Here is a 19,932-nt window from a genome sequence, read left to right as displayed (position 1 = left end):
TGTTACCGGCTGAAGTTTTATTTTCCCCAGCTTGCGGTTATCCACAAATCGCTCATCGTATTATCATTAAAAAACAAGGTGAAATTGCCAACAGGAGCGGGTAAAGGTATTTTTGATAATTTACCACTTACTAAGTTGCCGAATGATTTGTCGGCATTGGTCAAAGCATCTTCCTTAGTATTATCTGCAGCCGAAGGACGCATCGTAATATTATTTTTGGCAGACCTGGCATATACATTTACTTGCTTTATGGCTGCTACTGATCCTTTACTCCAAAACGGATAATGTTCTTCCTTCAGAGGCAAGGTTAGCCCGGCAAATGGTGCATTAGTACCAAGTTTTACCGATTTGAATTTTTCCCACTCATTAGGAAATTCCTGCCTCACAGAAAACAACCTTACAGTACCTGCGGCTTCAGACGAATCAATCTGGGCCTTTAAGTTTTTCATTGCCGCAGCACGCAATAATTCACCGCCTTCCCTTGCAGTGTAGCGCATGTGAATAATTACATCGGTTATGGTATCGTAATTAAATTGGTGGATCTCGTTTAACCGGCCAGGTAACGATATCTGCCATTCGCTTTCTACTCCCGAATACTCAAATGGTAGTTTTCGTTCGTCGCGCATGTTTGTTTCAAACATGCCGCTGTCATCCTGAGCGTTGCTGGTAACAATAGACTGCATAGAACCAAAGTGTATATCAAAACGATCATCATTATCGCCGGTAGAAGCGTATGCGCCATTGCTCAACACAGGTTTGGTACGTATAGTACTTTTGGTTAACGTAAGCGTGCAATTAACGCTGGTATATGGACCTACGATGCACGGAATACTTATCGATACATGTTTTATACGCCGGAAGTAATGACCAGGACCGTCTATATCAAAAAACTCTTCGGGCAGTTTTATGGTACAACGACCGGTGGTGCGAAGCGCCAGTAAAGCCGTTGGGTTTAACTGCATCAAGCTGATATGCTTGGTAATTTCGTATTCGCGCTGGTTTAATTCCATGTATGACATTTCCATGCGCTTCAAGTCCATGTATAATTTTTCGCCGGCCAGCAACCCTTCCTTCCCACTTGTATAACCTGTTTGTACAAAGCTTAGCGTGTTGTCGCCAAGTTCCTGCTGCAGGCTGCGTTCCGCCTTTTTTGCCAGATCAAAAGCAAACTGAAAGCACTGATTATAAAGATCTTTAACGGCACCGTTCATGTAGGCATAAAAGGCCTGACTCGTTTTTTTACCTACTTTTTCATCAGTAAGGAAGTTTTCAATTTCCTCTGCATTTTTTATTTGCTGTTGATGGTTTTTCCATTCTTTTTCGGCAATAGCCTCCCTTATTTGCGCGCTGCGAATCTGTTTAAATATCTGGTTGATCTGGCCCGAAATGACATTGCTTTGAAAGGCCCAGTCCTGTTGCCTGCGCGTGTAGTTGCCGATCTTTGAAGCATTTCCGGCCTCGTAGGTGGTATGATCGGCTATTGCTGAGGTTACATCGGCTGTAAACTGGGCCAGTTTAGAAAGTTCCTTTCCGCCAAATTCAACATGGCCACCCATTCCCCAAAAGTGCAGGTCAATACCAAACTCGGGTATAAGGGCCACTGCCTGGGCTGCTATTCGTAATCCATGAACAGCATCCTGCATATCACGGGCCGAGCTTAATTTGTTTAACTCTTCGGCCTCAAAACTGTTTACGATCTTGCCTAACGACGCACCTAAATCCTTTGAAATGTCTATATCCACATCCCGCAAACTAACAGTAGGCTCCTGCATCATCGCCTTCATGTTAATAAGCCCGTCGCGATCAAGCTCACTTAACTCAGGCAGCTTAATATCACTGGTTTCCTTTCCTAACTGACGTTCATAATAAATGTATTGCTCAGCTGCGCTATTTAATGATACCAGTAAGCTTTCTCTCGATTTAATAGTATCCTGTAGCTGCGCATATTTAACGCTTTCGGACATGCTGAGGATAAGGCTTTCATGATGTGCCCGCAGCACGGATAAAGATTCATTATCTTGCTTTTCAATAGCCGAGAGCAAGTTATTTCCCAGTGATTTTACCTCCTGGCATATTTCGGTGGCTTTTTGAATGAGTAACTGAAAACGTACGATGGGTAAAGGTGCGTTCAAGCCAGCAACCACTGCTGATATATCAAGTCCGGCAGCAGCAGCTTTTGCAAGCAGGGCGGGATCAATAGGAGGGGCAAACAGGGGTAGCTGTCTGAAAATTCCCTGTAAATTAAGACTGTTGCGTATTTTAAACAACCTGTCGGCAACAGTATCCCAGTACGACAATAATTTTTCGTTGCGCGGAACTGAAAAATATAATGTATTCCCCAGACTATGGATCAGGCTAAGCTTATCGTCATCACTGTCATCAGTGGCTGGGGGAGCAACGTTGAAAAGTATATCTGTTTCAAGCGGCCTTAACGCATTGCCCATAGCGTCAAGATCCTTTTTTAAGTTAGCATAAGTTTGCGGCCTTACGCTGCCTTTTGATGGCACTTCTTGCGGGCGGGGGCCCAGTATGTTTGCTGCAAGCACATATTTTAATAAAGCGGCGTCTACATCCTCGGGCTGATCATTTCTGAAATCGGCATCGCCCCAGGCAATCAGATTATCGATATAGGCAAAAACAGTTTTATACATGTATGAGGACTGTCTGTACCTGGCCACAACGTGTGGGCGGAATGGGTTGTTTTTCCAGGCCATCATGCTATTGATAGTATCCTGGCGTAATTGTTCATCATCCCCGGTAGACAAGTTGATCATGATCTCCTCAATAGATTTGATATGTGTGGTTTGAAAAGGCTGTACTTTCCAAAAACGTTCGGGAGTAGGCCCATCACTGTCGTCGGTAGGATCAAAAATATAATGGAACCATTGCCTTGCCTCTTCGTAACGCCCGTTTTTACTTAGGTTCATGGCTATTGTTAAGGGAACATGAAAAAATAGTTCCCAATTGAATACAGAGTATGCCCCGTGTGAGGAGAAGTCCAGCTCTTTTACGGGTAGAGGGGATGCCACAAAATCAGGAATATTATCAGCATTAGGCGTATAAGTTGATTTGAAAAAATCCTCATGCAAAACCGGTATCCTTTTACCACGTTTGTTTACATCATCATAAGCTGCATCAAAAAGAGCCGGAGAACCATCCGCGTTGGTTTTGTATTCAGTGTCTGCAGCCTGCAACCCTGGGACAGACCGCTGTATTAACCGGTTAAGCAAGGCCGATACATAGGGGTGAAAATGGGGGGTAAAAGCATAGCTCAAGCGCCGCTCCTTTATTATCTGGGTATAATGGATGGAGGTTGGTCCTTGCGGTAAATTATTTACAAATGGTTTATAATAAAGCGAATTAATATATGAATCGTGAAAAGATTTATATTGAGTTGCCATGACTTATAGTTTTTAGAACTGTTAACGTTTTATGATGTTTTCTGCAAAAATGCCGCCCAGGTGCTGAGAGGGGATGGTCTTTTGTATTCCGGAAATACCGCCGCCACCTACTAACACAGTTCCCGAACCAGGCCCCAAAACACTTGTAATGCCGGTATTTGCGAGTACCGTATTACTTGGTGCGTTAGTAATTACACCGGTATTAGTTAGCACAGGAGTATTTGTTAGTACGGGTGTATTGGTTATCACTGAATCCGAAATTTTAGTGCCTCCACTTGTTGGAACAAGTATGACGCTGCCAGCGGTACCTGAACCATGTAACACACTATTTAGCTGATCACTTTCCTTAACCAATACGGGTGATTTACTGTTGGTTTTATTGAGAAATACATTCATTCCGGTATCCTTGCCTATAACACGTTGATCATATTTGATGTAAACATTGGGGTTTGTGGTCCAGTCTGCCCTCGTTTGGGGCTGAACCTTTATACGGGTGTCGCCAATGTCAATGTGTCCTGGATCGCCAACTTTTGGCACCGGTACGTTTTTAGGCCATGGATAATAAGGTTGGATGGGAATGGTTGACCAGTCAATTTTAGGTGGTTCGTAAATTACCGGCGGGCCGCCTACCCATTCATCCCATTCATTAATGGTTTGAGTTTCGGATAAGGTGGGTTCCACGTAGAAGGTGTACCAATTATCCTGATAGAAAAACGGGGTGATCAAAGGGCCAAATTCGGCGCCACCCATAGTAACCGGTTGGCTACAGGGAACAAGGTTAAACCGGCCCGGCGTTTTGCCTAAAATAGTTTGCGGATCAGATTGTAAATTCTGAACAGTTCCGTTTAATGTGGTAACACTATGAGGGTAACTAACCGCCAGGTTATTCCTGTCTACATTTAAACGATTGATAACATAATAATTAGATGTGAATTTCCAGGCGGGAAAGCTCTCTGATGCAATTATTTCGGGCGGACTGTTTTTGTTTACCAGGCGGAACGCCTGATTCAATCCGCTCAGGCTGATATGAAGCGCACCATCAAGGCTATCATCAATATTTGTCTCTTTGGTAACAATAATATCAACATAGCTTGATTGGTAGGATACCGACACTTGCGCGGAGATTGGATTGTCGAGGCCTCCTGATTTTTTTTCGCTCCATTGGCCCTGGTAATAATCGGTCCAATGCAAATGTGCTTCCATTGTTTTTAGCTGTGCGCCGCTGGTAATTGTACTTAAAGCACTGCCTACCTGCCAGTCGCTCAGTTTTGTAGCAGAAGATGATCCGGCATTAGGGCCGCCGGTGGCATCCATTTTTTCAATAAATGTTACCCACAAAATATGCAATCGTCCTCGCCACATTACTACAACTATATGATCGCCATCAATCTGGGCGTCTACAGATTCCCAGGGTGTCCACATCTGCTGGGCATACCTGCGATAAAAATACTTATGGGGAAAGCCGAACGTACGGCCAATCACATGCAAGGTATTTGATTCGGGTGTTACAGGATCCTCATCGCAATACATCGCTACGATATCCAGCCGGGCTATTTCTTCCAATTTTTTTAGATAAACAAAGAAGGCGTCCTCAACCAGGTCATTTGACACATCCCCCTGCAATAATTTTGCTTCCAGTTCCTTAAATAAAAAGGTTTTGTCATCACGCCATTCGGGTTCGAGCCAGTTTTCAGGCCACAGGAAGATCTTTCTGTTTGCTTCCCAAACCCGGTATCGGTTCATCCATTGCCAAAATTTAGAATTGATAGCGCCGGGCGGGACTTTTTTGTCCCAACGATTTTCCAGGTTTAATAAACATCGCTGAATAAATAACTGAACTGAGGCGGTGGCTATACGAATGCGCGAAGTTTGCACAATTGGTTCAGTACCCGGATCTATGAGGAAATACTCATACATTTCTTCGGTACTGCTAAATAAATTACTAAAATTATGCAGTAAACTGGCAACAAGGGCATCTCTTCGTTTCTGCCGCAGTTTGTCAAATATTGGTTGGGCAATTTGCTGCCATGCGTCTAAATCATATCCTGCCTTAACCGCGTTTTTTAAATTTTCGGCAATAGCCTGGTATTCCTGATCAGGCAGGCCTGTAGTAGTTATTTTTGAAGCTTCAGTTAACGACTCTACCGGAATACCAAAGGTTTGGACCAATTTTAAAGCGTTCCATAAAGTGGTAATCCCACGTTCATCCACGAAGGCAGCGGCTGTTACCGCAAGCAGGCCATCGACAGTTGCGGCAGTTGCCTGTATGCCTAATGGTTTGGCCACAGCTGTAACCACACTCAAATCCCGGCGGGTTAAATTAGCCATTAGCTGGTACAAGGCATTCAAGTGCGCAGTTTGAGTTGTCGCGCTGTTAGACCCAGCAGCGTATGAGTGCCTTGCTTTGGTGAATATATTGATAAGGTCATCGCTGCCCCCGGTAAGGTCTTGCCTTAAGTTCACATAATCAGAGAGGCGCATAAATGCTTTAAACAATGCCTGGGCATTAGGAAGCGGGCTATTGCCGGCAACGGGTATGCTGCTCAAATTAAGATTATTGAAATCTTTCGCGTGGCTAACAAAATACTGCAATTCTTTAGTACTCAACTGAAATCCGGAAGCAAGTTGAATAACTTTATTAAGCAAAATATAAGCATTGTGCGCGGCAACTGCATTTACGGCATTATTAGAAAGAAAAAATGTTTCAATTAATGCTAAATTAGGTTGGGTCGTATTATGTAAACGAGTCGGACTGGTAATGAGCCATTGAATAAGAGCAGGATCGCCGGAAGTTGAGCTTGCTAATATCTTGTAAATCGACTGTACGATCAGCTTCCTCTGAATAAACGGAAGCAACGCTTTGGCCAGAGTTGCCCGTTTGGTTAACATATTCTGTTGTTTTACCACATCGGTAGCCGCCGCCGCGTCGGGTACAAAAAGTGAGTTAAATTTAGGCTGATCCAAAATTCCGGCAAAATTGGCGCTCACAACGGTCCAGTTATTGGCTACCCTGCCTGTCCACATTGCTAAAAAGCTTTGAACCTTATCTAATGGAAATACAAGTGATAATGTTTGCTGAAGTATGTCGTCGGTAAAAGTTGCAAATGAACTAAGGTCGGCTGCATTGGCTGGATTCCCGGGTACGGCGTAATCAGTATTAATGCGTTTTATTTCATTGGCAATTAATGTTATAGCCGCGGCGGCATCTGTTTGTACATTACGGTATTTTCCGGTCGGATCAAATTGATGCCTGAAAAGAAAGGTAATATCCTCCAACTTAAAACCACTGTTTCGCACTTGTGCAGCCCATTCTGCAAATTGTAGTGTTTGATTTAAAATAGTGTCATCCTCATTTTTTTGTAAAGCATTAGCAGTAAGGGGTGTAAACGGATCCAATCCGGATAGTTGTTTAAGCGCAATCAGATCAGGAACCGAACATTGCAAAACTTTGGCGAGTACCGCGTGGCGATATATTAATGAAATATTAGCTATGGTAAGTTTGGCCGTAGCTAAATTCTGAGCATTGTCTTTAAATATTTGCTCAATATCATTTGCCGTTAAATTTAGTGCAGCTTGTATGGCAATAGAATGATCTTTTTGAGCATCCTTAATGTTAACATCTTTGGTCAAATAGTTACCCAGCGCGTCGTCAAATACAGTATCAATTTTAAGTACGTTTTGTGAAAGAAATAACTGGCTGTATAATGAATTTGTGGTTATATTGGGTATATCTGCCCAAAATGAAGTCAGCTTTATCAATGCATTGTCGCCAATATTTACCTGTGAAGCCAATCCATTTAAATGAGCGATATTTAACAACGCGCTGTCAAAGCCATCAGCCAGGGCTTTGGCACGATCGGCATCTGCTTTGGTTGGATCATGAATTATGGCTCGTAAATTGGCTGGTAAAAGGACAAGCAGGGCTTGGTCAACCTCCTCAATTTTCCAACCGAGTTTTTTCCATAGCCTTACCAGTAAATTAAATTTAAGCAAGTCAAACGTTGATGCATCTTTATCAGCATAACCTACAATTGTAGCGTCAAAATTGCAAACGGCATTGGTATCATTAAGCAGTAAAAGTTGCTTAAATACTCCTGCACTCCATAAAGATTTGATTTCCGCGCGTGCATCAGTGCCATACAGCGTTTTTATCCTGTCCAGTTTATCATCAAAAGCTTGTCTTTCATCATCAGTAAATGGAGTAAAGCTGGCGGCTTTTGTAAAGCGGAATACATCATTTACGGATACCGACATTTTTTGCAACAAGATCAATTTGCTGAGGTTGGGATTTATAAACTGTGTTTGCATTAATGAAAGCAACTCTTTGTAACTAACGCCAAGCCTATTTGCTAATTGCTTAGCCGATTTGAGACCTGTGGCCATCTCTGCATTGCTTTTGTACCCATAAAGGGTAAATAAATTTTTAAGCGAATCTCCTCCGGTAAAAATTGCATATTCATCGGGCGAAATTCCCAAAGATTCAACAGCAATTTTGTTTTGAGTTTCAAAACTGGTACCGGTTACCGGCTGTATGTTCTTTATTAACTGCCAAAGCGGGGTTTCATATTGATTACAAAATTGACGGACTGTTTCAATCCATAAATCAAACGGCAAGCCTAAAGGATACTTTGCAGATTTAAGCATACCATATGCTTTTGGCTCTACATACTGTGGTTCTGCCAGTAATTCAGCGGTTGTTGCATTGCCGGTATCATGAGCCGTATCAACGCTAAGCTTATTGTTTACAAGATAATATTCTAATATTTCGTTTACGATATCAATATACGGGAGTGCCGTATTGGTATTTTCGCAGGTTAGCGGCAAGTTCACAATGTCCGGTCTTCTGTCTATTAAAGCATCATACGGCTTGGCATATTTTGCGGTATAGTCTTGCCCCGCATGATCAGTTTTCCATTTATCAATAAAGTACTGCCAGTCGGTATCTTTACGATCAAGAAACTGCAACAGATCAACCAGGTATGCTGCCGGGCTCAGTACCGAACGGCAATGTTCGCATTCGCAATAATCCAATGACCCAAACAACTCCTGTAAATTGGGAGCACCTGCAATTTTAGTATCTAAACTGCCCTTGTCCTGTGCTTGTCTTTCCGAAGTACCTGAAATGGCGAAAACGGGCGGAGCCTGTTGGGCGGTTTTTGCAGAGGTAAAAAAATTGTAAGTTACCGTGGTAACTTGTTGCGATTTGTTATAGATAATTGTACCTATCCGTATGCCTTCATCCAGCGTTATTTTAAATTTATCAGCATAGGTTTTTGCAAATCTGTTCACGAAATCCACTTTTTGAACAGCTACAATATCCTGGGCAGATACGTGACCCAATTCAAGTAATACCTGCATTGATTGGTCATTTGGTGTAATCTGGTGTACACGGCTTAGCGTTTTTACACCTTCAATCGTTTTACTTTTATCGGCGCCTGAAACGCCGGCAAATAAGGTGGCGTCATTCGCACTGGCAAATGTGTCAATGTGCGTACCGCTCAATTTGTATCCCAATCCTTCGGCCTTGTTCAAAAAGCTGCTAACACTTGTTTGTGTTGTCGCATCACCCAATACAATCTTACCCTTGTCAATTTTATCACGTACTACTTTTTCGGGGAAAGCAATGCTCACCTTAGCTGCCATATCGGTTATGTAAGCTTGCTTCCGCTCTGCAACAGTTCCGCCAATATAGGCTGGTGGAATCATTTTATCCAGCGCGTCGGCATTATCATCCTGTGTCCCAGCCAACGTTTTTAGTTTGGCATCCCAGGCTTCAGGTTCATATAATCCCGCAGCTACAAGGCCGTCGAGGTCGCTAAAGTTTGTTTGCAGATCCTTTGTAAGTGGCGCATTATTAACGGTTAACATACCAAGTTTTCCCTGCAGTTGCAGTCCTTTAATTTTATCATCTGCTAAACCCGCGTCTTTAGCTTTTTTCCAAAGTTCTGCAGCATTTTTACGTGGTGAGAAATACGCGTTAGCGAAGGTCTGCTGTTCATCCGCTGTAAGGTTCTGATTGGTTAACAGATCGCTATATGTTGATAATGAGCTAAAATCTTTTGTACTTAATCTTGTTTTATTTGCAAAGGTTTGAAACGCGGCTACCGCGGCTTTCTTTTGATCATCGTTGAAATTTATGATCCCAGCAGTAGTTGCGGTATCCAGCGCTTTATGCACATCATCAGCATTAACCTGGGCCAGGTGGTCTGCATCTGATGGCAGCCCTGATCTCACCAGCGCATAAGCCGCCTCCTGTGGTAAGCTGGTAGCCTGGCTCATTTTTATGGCTAATGACGCCAGAGCGATGGGGCGGGCATCCCAGTTGGTGGCCTGGCTAAGCAGTGTCAGGTCCTGCCTGTCATCCTTTTCCTGGGCATCGGTTAATTTGCTAAAATCGCCTATTGCACCCGTTATGTCGGTGCTTAAACGCGTAAATTCACTTTGAGTAACGGGTGAGACAGCCGCCGGTACAATTAAATTCAGGTTCGAAACAGTTTGGCTATTGAAAAGCGTATCTGATAACAGCGTTTCTTTTCCTGCAGCGTCTACCGCACGTACTTCAAAGTTACCGGAGTTAATGCCGGCAGCATTATAGTTGAGATTGTATTTTCCCTGCTCATCAGTATTAGCTTCGGCCACAACAGTGTCGTTGCCGCCAAAATTTCTTGAATATAAACGCAGCTTTACGTTATTGGCCGGAATGCCGTAATCCATATAGATATATCCGCCCACATTGTTTATTGCGCCTAACTGATTCAGTACAGTATTAAGTTCGGTTGCCGTGGCCGCATCAACAATGCCCGTTGCCTGAATCTGCTTTAACTGCTGGAATGTGGTCACTGCACGTTTTGTGATATCGCCATATCCGATCTCGTTATTAATTAATGCAGGCCAGTCTGCCGCAACGTCAGTGCCTAAAACAATAAATTGCCGGGTAATGAGCAGGCTTAACGCCGCTTTGAGATTGGCAACAGCGTCAGTGTTGTCACCGGGGTTCAGGGGAGGGGTTATTGAGGTCATATTTGTAATTTGAGAAAGGTTTACAGGGGGGATATACTAAATCAGATTTAAATAGAACCGGGATAGCTTATTAACTCTTATGAAGAGTTCGGGTTCGCCATGAATTTCGGCGGTGGGTTAACCATTGGTTTATCCGGATATAACGAATAGTCGCAACGGGATCGCTGAGAACTCTTTTTATTACAAATGGTTGGTAGATATTCCATAGTGTAACGATTAAGGAACTTTAACCAAGGTTTATAATTGGTGATCGTTTAAGCAGATAATAAAGCCAGTTATTACTGTATAAATTTGTTTATATGGTATAATCCGGCACAATTGGATGGTAACCAATCATACCTAAAAAATAGGGATAGATACTTAATTAACAGGCAAGATTCAATGAATCTATTAGGGAGTCCTGTAAAGTAGCCTAAAAATAGAAGCGGCTTACAAAGAATAGAAGTAAAATTAATAGTTAAAATTTATATTCAAAGGAAAATTAATATTTTTTTTTCAGCAGGATTTATAGATGGTTTTAAATCATTTATGCAATGGTTGGATATCTTTGTAGTTTGGACTATTTTGAAGTGCTATCGGTGATTCGCTCGCTATTTTGCTTCACCATAAAAGGCCTTTTTTGCCTAAGCCGAAGGAAATTAAAATATCCTCGTAACCTTGTAGGTATTTCGATGTGGCTACGCTGATGTAGGACGCATTGTCAGATTTACGCCGGGTAGTATAATAAATGTAGTAGGTATCTTTTATTTTATAGTACTCCTGCGCCCAAAATGATCCTGACTTCCAATCTGGTACCTTATCAAAAAGGTAACCGCTCTGGTGCCAGTTTCTTAAATCAGTAGACCAGTAGATTGGGAAATTTGGCGCCCACTCTGATGAAGAAACACAGCAAAATAAGTGTTGTTTACCTTAATAACCGAAGGATCTGCAAAATCTCCGGGAATAACGGCTCCGTCATTCCGCTGTGCAAATAGCATTAATGGGAATGTCAACAATAAAAGGCCAAAGAGAAGATATTTTCCCTGCTGGAAACACTCGATGGTTGTTTAGCCAATTCCTGCCCAAAGCATTGACCAATGCCTGAGGCAGCCAACGTGAAGGCAGGATTTAGAAACGAAGTAACTTATTTCTTTTTTGGACTGCTCAGTAACTGCGGATAATCCTTGCTAATTAATACCTGGCTGGCCGCAGATAATGAATCAATCGGAATCGGCTTGTCCTGTGGGCGTGTCTGCTTTTGATTGATTTCGCCCAAAAGACTCCATTTGCGTGTCATTTCCGCAGGTTCTTTTGCCGGAATTGTATAATTAGTAAAATCGATCACTTTGGCAGATGTGTCTTTTCCCGGGTTTTTTAACAATGCCAGTCGAAAATCCTTATTCATATACCAGCTGATCTCTTTATCGGCGTCGGAACCGCCGATACCGGAACCTCTTTCAACAAAACGGTAATTGAAGGTATTCATCTTGTAATGTGCGCGCCACCTCAGACCAAACTCACCTTGAGTAATTAACCTGGTGTCCGGCCACCGCGCCCTGACCTGGGTCAACCAGTCTTTTAGCGATGCAACATCCATTGGTAGGGACACTTCCCAGCAATTGGTTACCCACCCGAAGCCATTCAGTTCATATCCTTTGTCGAAATGAATAGCTGTTGTATGGATCATTTCTTTCAGACCAATCTCCTTTCCGTATTTGCCGATCGTTTCAATGGGGCCAACACCCATCCTGCTGTTAAACCCCTCTGCAAACCCAGCCCTTCTGCCCGCAAGAAAGTCGACCGACCAGCCATCAAGGTTTACGCAATCAACAAAATCTGCCGCGTTTTGCGCCGGTTTGCAGAAATGTTCTTTTGAAGGGTAAAAGGGGTAACACACAGAACCATCTCCATCCTGATTGTCAATGCTGAACTGGCTCCATATAATTCCCTGGCATACATGAATGCCTTCTTTTTCGGCCAGGTATTGCTGGTTTTCTGAAGACAGGAAACCAGCGACAATGCTTTTTGGCCGGTAACCATTACCTACCATTTTGCTGATAATACTAAGAGCATCATGAATATCCTTGTTAACCTGTTCGGTAGTATTGTAGGCGTTTGCGAAGTAAGCGCCTGGTATAAAGGTTATTTCATCACCATATTGATGATGGTACCCTATTACTATTTTCCTGATCTCCTGATATGCGGCGGTGGTATCCTGGAGGGCAAGCCAGCTTAAAGCCCAGGTCATCTTACCTCCGGGGAAACCTTCCGTTACCGCATTTCTAAAAGCTTTTACCCTTTCAGGGGTGTGCAGGGCCCGTTCATCTTCCCCTACATTGCGGTTTCTGGACACTTCTATCTGGTTCACCCTGATAACCGCATTTAATGTAAGGAATCTGTTACCCATCAGTTTTGATGTTTCTTTTGGCTTTTTTTGTTGTGCCTGGGCATTAAAAAAAAGCAACAGGAACAAACTGGATAATTGAAATAATGATTTGATTTTCATAAATATTGTTTAGATATGCTATTAGCGTGCCGACTTTTATTGTTGAAGCGTGCACGAATTGTACTTTTACGATTGCGCCTGGGCCGCATATTTAATGTGTTCAGGTTTACAACTGTGTTGTTAAGATGCCGTAGACCAGCCCGGTCACGTATGATATGATAACCCGACATACTAACCCTTAAGCTCAGGGTAATATTTGTATATCAATTCCTGCTCTACGTCTGTAAGTTCTTTCAACAACACGGGTTTATCCTCTGGCCGCAGCCCCTTCTGGTTGATCCGGTTTATCAGGCTCCAGTCCTTTACGGGCTTATCTGGCCGCGCGCCTGTTGGCTCATGCACAGGCAAATCATACCGCGTGAAGTCAATGACCATTTCCGGGGTCTTATGATGCCAGTCATGCAACAAGGCCAGTCTAAAGGCTTTATTCATAAACCACCTGATTTCCAGATTGTTATACGAATCTCCCAGTCCGCAGCCCCGCTCAACGAATTTGTAATTGTAATCATCATTGTTTTTATAATGCTTACGCCAGATATTTCCAAATTCTCCAAAACTTACCCATTTGGTGTCCGGCCACCGCTTCAACGTATCGGTAACCCATTTTTTCATCGCGCTGCAGATAAAATCCATTCCAAATTCATACACTAATTGTGCTTCCCATATATTGGGCACCCATCCAAAGCCATTTAGCTGGAATCCCTTATCAAAATGTATTGACTGGGTATGCATTACCTCCATGTTCCCCAGTTCCAGCCCCCAACCTTTATAGGTTTCTATTGGCCCTACACCGCGCCGGCTATTATAACCAGTTATTTCATGCCCAGTTTGCCCACTCTGCCGTGCGCAGATAAAATCCATTGACCATCCATCCAGGTTCACACAATCTATAATATCTTTTTTATTCTGACCCGGTTTACAAAAATGTTCAGTAGAAGGATAATAAGGATAGGATAGCGAACCATCTGCTCCGCCACCGTCAATATTGTGCTGACTCCATATAACCGCTTGGGCTACATGTATGTTTTCCTTTTCAGCCAAATATTTCAAGGACTCTGCCGGCAAAAAACCGCCAATAACAGATTGTGGCTTATAGCCGCGTCCAACAAAATCTGAAATGATTTGTAAGGCCTCGGATAACTCTTTATTGATTCGCGCTGGCGGAAGGTACATTGCCGGAAAATACCCTGGAAACACCGTTACCTCATCTCCATATTTCGCCTGGCAGTAAGCCGTATACTCCCGGATTTGCGCATAATTATTACGCTTATCTTCAAGTGCATTCAGTGTAAAACCCCAGGTTAAACGGCCTTCTGGGTTATTGGTGCCAAAGGCCTCACGCAGGTTTTTAACACCCTCCAGGGTATGCCATTTTTCTTCGTCACGAGGATGCAGTTTCACATCTCTGGATACTTCCCAGGGCGTAGTTCGGATCATAATGCAGAGGGTGACGAATCGTCCCCCAATCAGTTGGGTTGGTGCCAACATGCCCAGGGGTGAAGCGTTAAGTATATGCGCCCCGGCTAACAACCCCGCACCCGTTAAACAAGTATTCTTTACGAATGACCGTCTATTCATATTTTATTTATTAAAATTTTAATTGGCAATTATTTACCACAGACAATTCCAGATTTATAGCTTCAGAAACAGGTCTGGTGGTCAAAATAATGCATATTGTTCAAGATAGATAACTATTGTTGATTAAGGGCCCCGGAGATATTGTCATCCGGGATCCCATTAATATGGTGACCATTGCTTAAATGCTCACCATATTTTCTAAAATAGTTATGTGATCTACCAGCCCGGATTTTGTTTGAGTTTGTCTGGATTTAGAGATATCTGCTTTGTTGGTATCGGCAACAAATAATTTTTGTTTACATCGAAAGCCCGTTGCGAACCTGGTTGCAATACTTTAAAACCATTCTCTAACTGAGCGGCTGGGGTGTTATAAAAATAACTATTATAGCTTGCACCATCCAGCGTAATCACTTGTTTAGACCATTCCGATCCAGTAACTTTCACACTCAGTACAGATTTTGGCAGTATTGTTTCTGCTGTCTTCCATCTGCGCAGGTCATCCCAGCGAAAACCTTCGAATGCTAATTCTACTGTTCTTTCCCGGCGTATCTCCGACCTCATGTTCAGACCATTGGCATTTACCAGGGCATTGGTGAGGTGCGGCATGTTAACGCGATCACGCAATAAATTTATAGATAAGTCGAGATCTGCATCAGAAATTGATTCGTTACGTTCGTAAGACGCCTCGGCATAAATCGCCAGTACTTCTCCATAGCGGATAATATTCCAGTCGAACGCGCCACCGCCATCACCAGGCGTGGCCTGCTGAGATATAAACTTATACAACATATAGCCGGAATTTACATTTCGATTATTGTCTACTCCGGGCCACTGAGGGCGGTACTTATCATATTGCGGTCGAACAATCTTTATAGCAGGCAGAATCAAAGACTGCGTCATTCGCGGGTCCCGGCCACGGAACTCTGTGCGGGCTGAATCATACCCCTTAAACAATGGAGATTTATCAATAGGTAACCCGTCTTTGCAGAGATACAGGTCGGCAGCAGCTTTTGTGGGATTGAGGTTACCCCAGGATACGCCATAAGCCCAACCATTCACATTAATAGTTGTACGATATTTTTTTGAGACTATTGTTTCCGGGTTATCCATGCTGTAGTTGTCGATAAACATCAACCGGTAGCTCGAGTCGCTTTTTGTTTTGTTTAATGAATAGGCGTGGCTGTTGATCACGTTTTTTGATTCTGCAATCGCCTGATCCAGCAAAGCGTTTCCGTCACCTGAAGCATGAAATTTTCTCCAGGTGCCTTCAAAGAGACATACACGGGCCTTAAAGGCCTGGGCAGCTTCTTTGCAAATCCGGCCTTTTTCCGCGCTACCCTTCACCGGCAGGTTGGTTATTGCATTGTTGAGATCACCCAATATAAAGTTCACCACGGCCTCACGGGAGGCACGAGCACTAAATACTAATGGATCGGTTGGTTGTAACACCTTGTCAATGATGGGAACTCCCCCGTATAGGTCTAAAAGACGGAAGTAGTTATACGCACGAAAGAAATATCCTTCACCAAGGAAAGGCTTGACGTCGTTTTTGATAGAAGAAGTTGTCCCTTCCTCTATCAACTTATTTGCGTTACGAATAGCTGCATAGCTATTATCCCAATTATCATCTTGTTCTGGCGCAACATACTTGCCAGAACTTATTGAACTAACCTCAGTTCCGAATGCAATGTCCGAATTATTATCATTCATATACGACCCTCCGTAATGAGGATCATCCAGTGAAGAATTATAGAACCAGTTTGCTGCCAAACGGTAATCATTGGCAGATTGCCAGAATGTGAAATCGGAAATATCGGATTGTGGTTTAAGATCAAGAAACTTTTTACAACCCGTAGCCACGATGGCCAGAAAAATTATGCTGGAAATTTTAAGTATTTTCATTGCTGCAAGATTTTAAAATTTAACATTTAGGCCTATAGAAAATGTGCGGTACATCGGGTAGTTGTTCTCATAAAAATCCGTATTATTTGCATCATCCGCAGTTAGGGTTTGCGGCACCCGGGTTTCTTCAGGATCATACATACCATTCCGCGTACCTTTGGCAAACTCAAACAAATCCTGCCCGCTCAGATAAAGCCTGATGCTACGCAGCTTAAGCCGCGCAATCTGAATATTATTGAAAGTATATCCAAGGGTTATATTCTTCATTCTTAAATAGCGAGTATTTTCAAGCCACAGGGAAGAGAACTGATAATTATTATTCTTCACCGTTTCGTTATTAGAAAGACGCGGATACTCGGCCGATGGGTTTTCGGGAGTAAAGGTTCTGCCGTAAAAATAATCAAGCGGTTGGAACCAGAAGTGAGCCAGAGGCACTCCGAAGTTGCCATTACCTCTCCACACATATTTATTGCCAGTTCCCTGCATGATAAAGCTCATGTCAAAACCTTTATAAGAAAATCCGCCGGTTAAGCTATAGGTTAATTTAGGTATTTGAGAGCCTAAATACACCGCATCGCCGCTAAGTCCTTTTGACTTGTCGCCGTAAGTGGTAATTTGTCCGTCACCATCAATGTCCTGGTACATAACATCACCTATACCCAAACCACCATAACCATTAGGCTGTGCAGAAGGTACTATACCTTTTCCGCCGTATTTCGAAGCGTAACTATCGAGGTCGGCCTGGTTTCTGATTAGCGTACCCTTGAACCCGAAATACGAGTCAAGCGGGTAGCCCTGCCTGGCTTGGGTTAAACCCAAATTATAGGCATCATTACCTTTCAAGTCAGAAACAACGTTTGTGTTGTAATTTAAGATGGCACCCACGTTGTAGCTGACAGCGCCAATCTTGTCATTCCACTGACCATTAAATTCCCATCCTTTACCCTTAAGCGTTCCCGCATTTGATGAAGGAGCAGCTGCTCCCAATGTTGTAGGGTAGGTAATGCTGACCAACATATTATTATTAGTTTTTCTGTAGAGGTCAAATGACAAGGACAGTTTTGATGCAAATAATGAAACGTCTAAGCCAAGGTTCTTCGTTTCGATGGTTTCCCAGGTACGCAGTGGTGAAGAAAGGCCCTTAAGCGCGGCCAATCTTGAAGCTGTTGATCCATCAATTGGATACTGACCAAAAACATTAATGAGCTGTACATAATCAAACAACCCTAACTGTGAAATATCCTGGTTACCTGTTCTGCCCCAGGATGCGCGAACTTTTAAAAGGTTTAATGTGTTATCGGTAAAAAGTTGCTTGAAAAATGACTCTTCTGAGATTTTCCATGCAGCGGATACACTGGGATAAATTGCGCTCCAGCGTTTATCAGGAGAAAACTTTGAGCTGCCATCTTTACGCAGCGTACCCTCTAAATAATATCTGCCTGCAAAAGAATAGCTGGCGCGTCCGAAATAAGATCGTAAGGCCCAGGGATCCCGGTTCCAGTCACTTGCATCACCAGCTCGAAGATTCTTGTTGTCGGACAGAGGCAGGGTAAAAATCTCATTACTGAAAAAATCCTGCCCCTGGAAATATTTGGAATCCTGCGTGAATTTTTCTTGCGAAACGCCCACCATCGCCTTGATCTCATGCTGACCAAATGTCTTTGAATAGTTGACATAGGTGCTGTAATTTTTGTAAACAGTGCTGGAATTCCTGTATGTAGCCCTGTTTGGATTGTTACGTACCAGCAAGTTCGGTGTATTATCCCAATTATATTCTGTATTGGTTGGGAAGTTTGCTTCATCATCATAACGCTCTAGGTTTATACCAACCTGCCCCGTCCATACCAAACCCTTTATAGGCTCATAATCCAGCTTTACATTGTTACTCCAACGGTTGTTCGTCGTCGTCTTATCGCCGCCTTTAATTAGTTCCTGCACAGGGTTTTCATAACCCTGATAGCCATAGTAATTGCCAGCCGGATTTTTTTCGGGCAGATAAGAAAACATCTTCAAGCCGTTGCTTATAGCATCATTCAATTGCGAAGGCGTACGGGTGTTCAGATAATCATAAGCCGTTGTCAGTTCTAACTTCAGGTTGTCGGTAAGATTGCTTTGCAATGCAATGCGGAGATTGTCTCGCACAGATGTATTGGTTCCTTCCGAAATATTACCATTGTCACGCATGTCGCCAAAGGACACCAGGTAGGAAGACTTCTCCCCGCCGCCAGATACGCTGAAATTATGCGTTGGGCGATACGCCGTCTTAAACAGCCTGCCGTACCAGTCATGGTTTTGGTAAAACATCGGGAATGATTCTACACTTCGGTTCTCACCAGGCCCTACACCCGGGTCATTGGCTGCGATCTTCATGAGGGTAGAATCAGAGAATGTCTGCTTTTCACCATCATTTTTATTTGCCTCGTTAAACATCCGAACAAAATGATCAGTTGTAGCTGCTTTTTTTCTCAAACCAACTTTTTTAACTGCTAAATTAAATCCATAGCTTACATTGGGTGCGCTTGATCGTTTGCCCCTTTTGGTGGTAACCAGGATAACACCGTCGGCAGCACGTGCGCCATATATTGCTGCAGTTGCATCCTTTAGTACCGTTACGTCTTGAATGTCCTCCGGATTGATAAGGCTAAGGTCGCCGGGAATACCATCAATTAAAACAAGCGGAACATTCCCATTAATGGATGATGCTCCGCGGATAGTGAGTGCAAAACCTTGCTGCCCCGGCTGACCGCTTGAACGCGTAATGCCCACACCGGGGATCAAGCCTTGCAAACCATCTAAAGTTCCTGTAACCGGGCGGCTTTGGATCTTAGTGCCACTGATATGTGCCACCGCGCCAGTGAGATCTGCTTCTTTCTTACTTGTACCATATCCGATAATTATCACTTCGTTAAGACTGCTTGCTGCAGGGTTAAGCTTAACATCTATTTTGGTTTGATTATTTACAGGAACTTCCTGAGTTTGGTACCCTAAAAAAGAAAATACCAGGGTTCCGGTTGCGTTCGGTAGTTTGATCAGATACTCACCTTTTGTGTCTGTCGAAACAGCCATCCCACTCTCTTTATGCTTAACCGTGACACCCGGCATAGGAATCTGCTTTTCGTCGAGCACGATACCCCGTATTTCAACAACGGCTGATGCAACACGTTGCGAAACATTGGTAACCGCTGTGTTTTTATCCGACACAACAATGGTCTTGTTATCAATTTTGTAACTAAGCGGCTGCGATTTGAACAGCTCATTCAGCACCTGAAGCAGCTCCTCCTGAGATACATTTAAAGTAACAGGTTTGCTCTTCTCTGCCTGATCATCAGTGATCACAAAATTATACCCGGTTTGCTTTCGCACATCCCGGAGTATACTGATCAGGTTTTTATTTGTTTTGTTTATGGTTATCCTCTGTGCTAATGAAGTGGCGCTCACCTGCACTAAAGAAGCAATCATGATAATGATTGTAAGTCTCATAATCAGCCATAGTTTGGGTAATAACCTTCCGGTAATACCTGTTTGAATGGTATAAATTCTATACAT

At 43.2% G+C, this 19,932-nt stretch carries 6 protein-coding genes and 1 pseudogene; all 7 read right to left on the bottom strand.

Translation table 11 applies throughout. The features are described 5' to 3' along the window. Window positions 1–17 precede the first annotated feature (17 nt). The 7 genes and pseudogenes from SNE25_RS26110 to SNE25_RS26080 all read right to left on the bottom strand — a co-directional run bounded on the left by SNE25_RS26110 (window position 18) and on the right by SNE25_RS26080 (window position 19,932). Window positions 18–3,401 (bottom strand): Tc toxin subunit A-related protein, encoded by a 3,384-nt coding sequence (locus SNE25_RS26110; RefSeq protein ID WP_321561963.1) that lies wholly within the window; start codon window positions 3,399–3,401, stop codon window positions 18–20. Window positions 3,402–3,422: 21 nt separating this feature from the next. After that, window positions 3,423–10,421 (bottom strand): neuraminidase-like domain-containing protein, encoded by a 6,999-nt coding sequence (locus SNE25_RS26105; protein WP_321561962.1) that lies wholly within the window; start codon window positions 10,419–10,421, stop codon window positions 3,423–3,425. A gap of 600 nt (window positions 10,422–11,021) precedes the next feature. Continuing rightward, window positions 11,022–11,300: pseudogene (locus tag SNE25_RS26100) on the bottom strand (family 43 glycosylhydrolase); the annotation flags it as partial. Window positions 11,301–11,544: 244 nt separating this feature from the next. Next, window positions 11,545–12,906 carry a DUF3863 domain-containing protein gene (locus tag SNE25_RS26095; protein ID WP_321561961.1) on the bottom strand — a complete coding sequence of 454 codons (1,362 nt, stop codon included), beginning with the start codon at window positions 12,904–12,906 and terminating at the stop codon, window positions 11,545–11,547. 171 nt (window positions 12,907–13,077) lie between these two features. Beyond that, window positions 13,078–14,484 (bottom strand): DUF3863 domain-containing protein, encoded by a 1,407-nt coding sequence (locus SNE25_RS26090; RefSeq protein WP_321561960.1) that lies wholly within the window; start codon window positions 14,482–14,484, stop codon window positions 13,078–13,080. A gap of 216 nt (window positions 14,485–14,700) precedes the next feature. After that, complete coding sequence (locus tag SNE25_RS26085) at window positions 14,701–16,386, bottom strand: RagB/SusD family nutrient uptake outer membrane protein (protein ID WP_321561959.1); 1,686 nt, start codon at window positions 16,384–16,386, stop codon at window positions 14,701–14,703. Between the two features lie 12 nt (window positions 16,387–16,398). Beyond that, window positions 16,399–19,932, bottom strand: a complete 3,534-nt coding sequence (locus SNE25_RS26080; protein ID WP_321561958.1) for a TonB-dependent receptor — start codon at window positions 19,930–19,932, stop codon at window positions 16,399–16,401.

Source organism: Mucilaginibacter sabulilitoris (assembly GCF_034262375.1).
In the GTDB taxonomy this organism is placed as follows: domain Bacteria; phylum Bacteroidota; class Bacteroidia; order Sphingobacteriales; family Sphingobacteriaceae; genus Mucilaginibacter; species Mucilaginibacter sabulilitoris.
The sequence above is the reverse complement of the archived record's forward strand: the minus strand, read 5'-3'. Positions and strand labels throughout refer to the sequence as shown.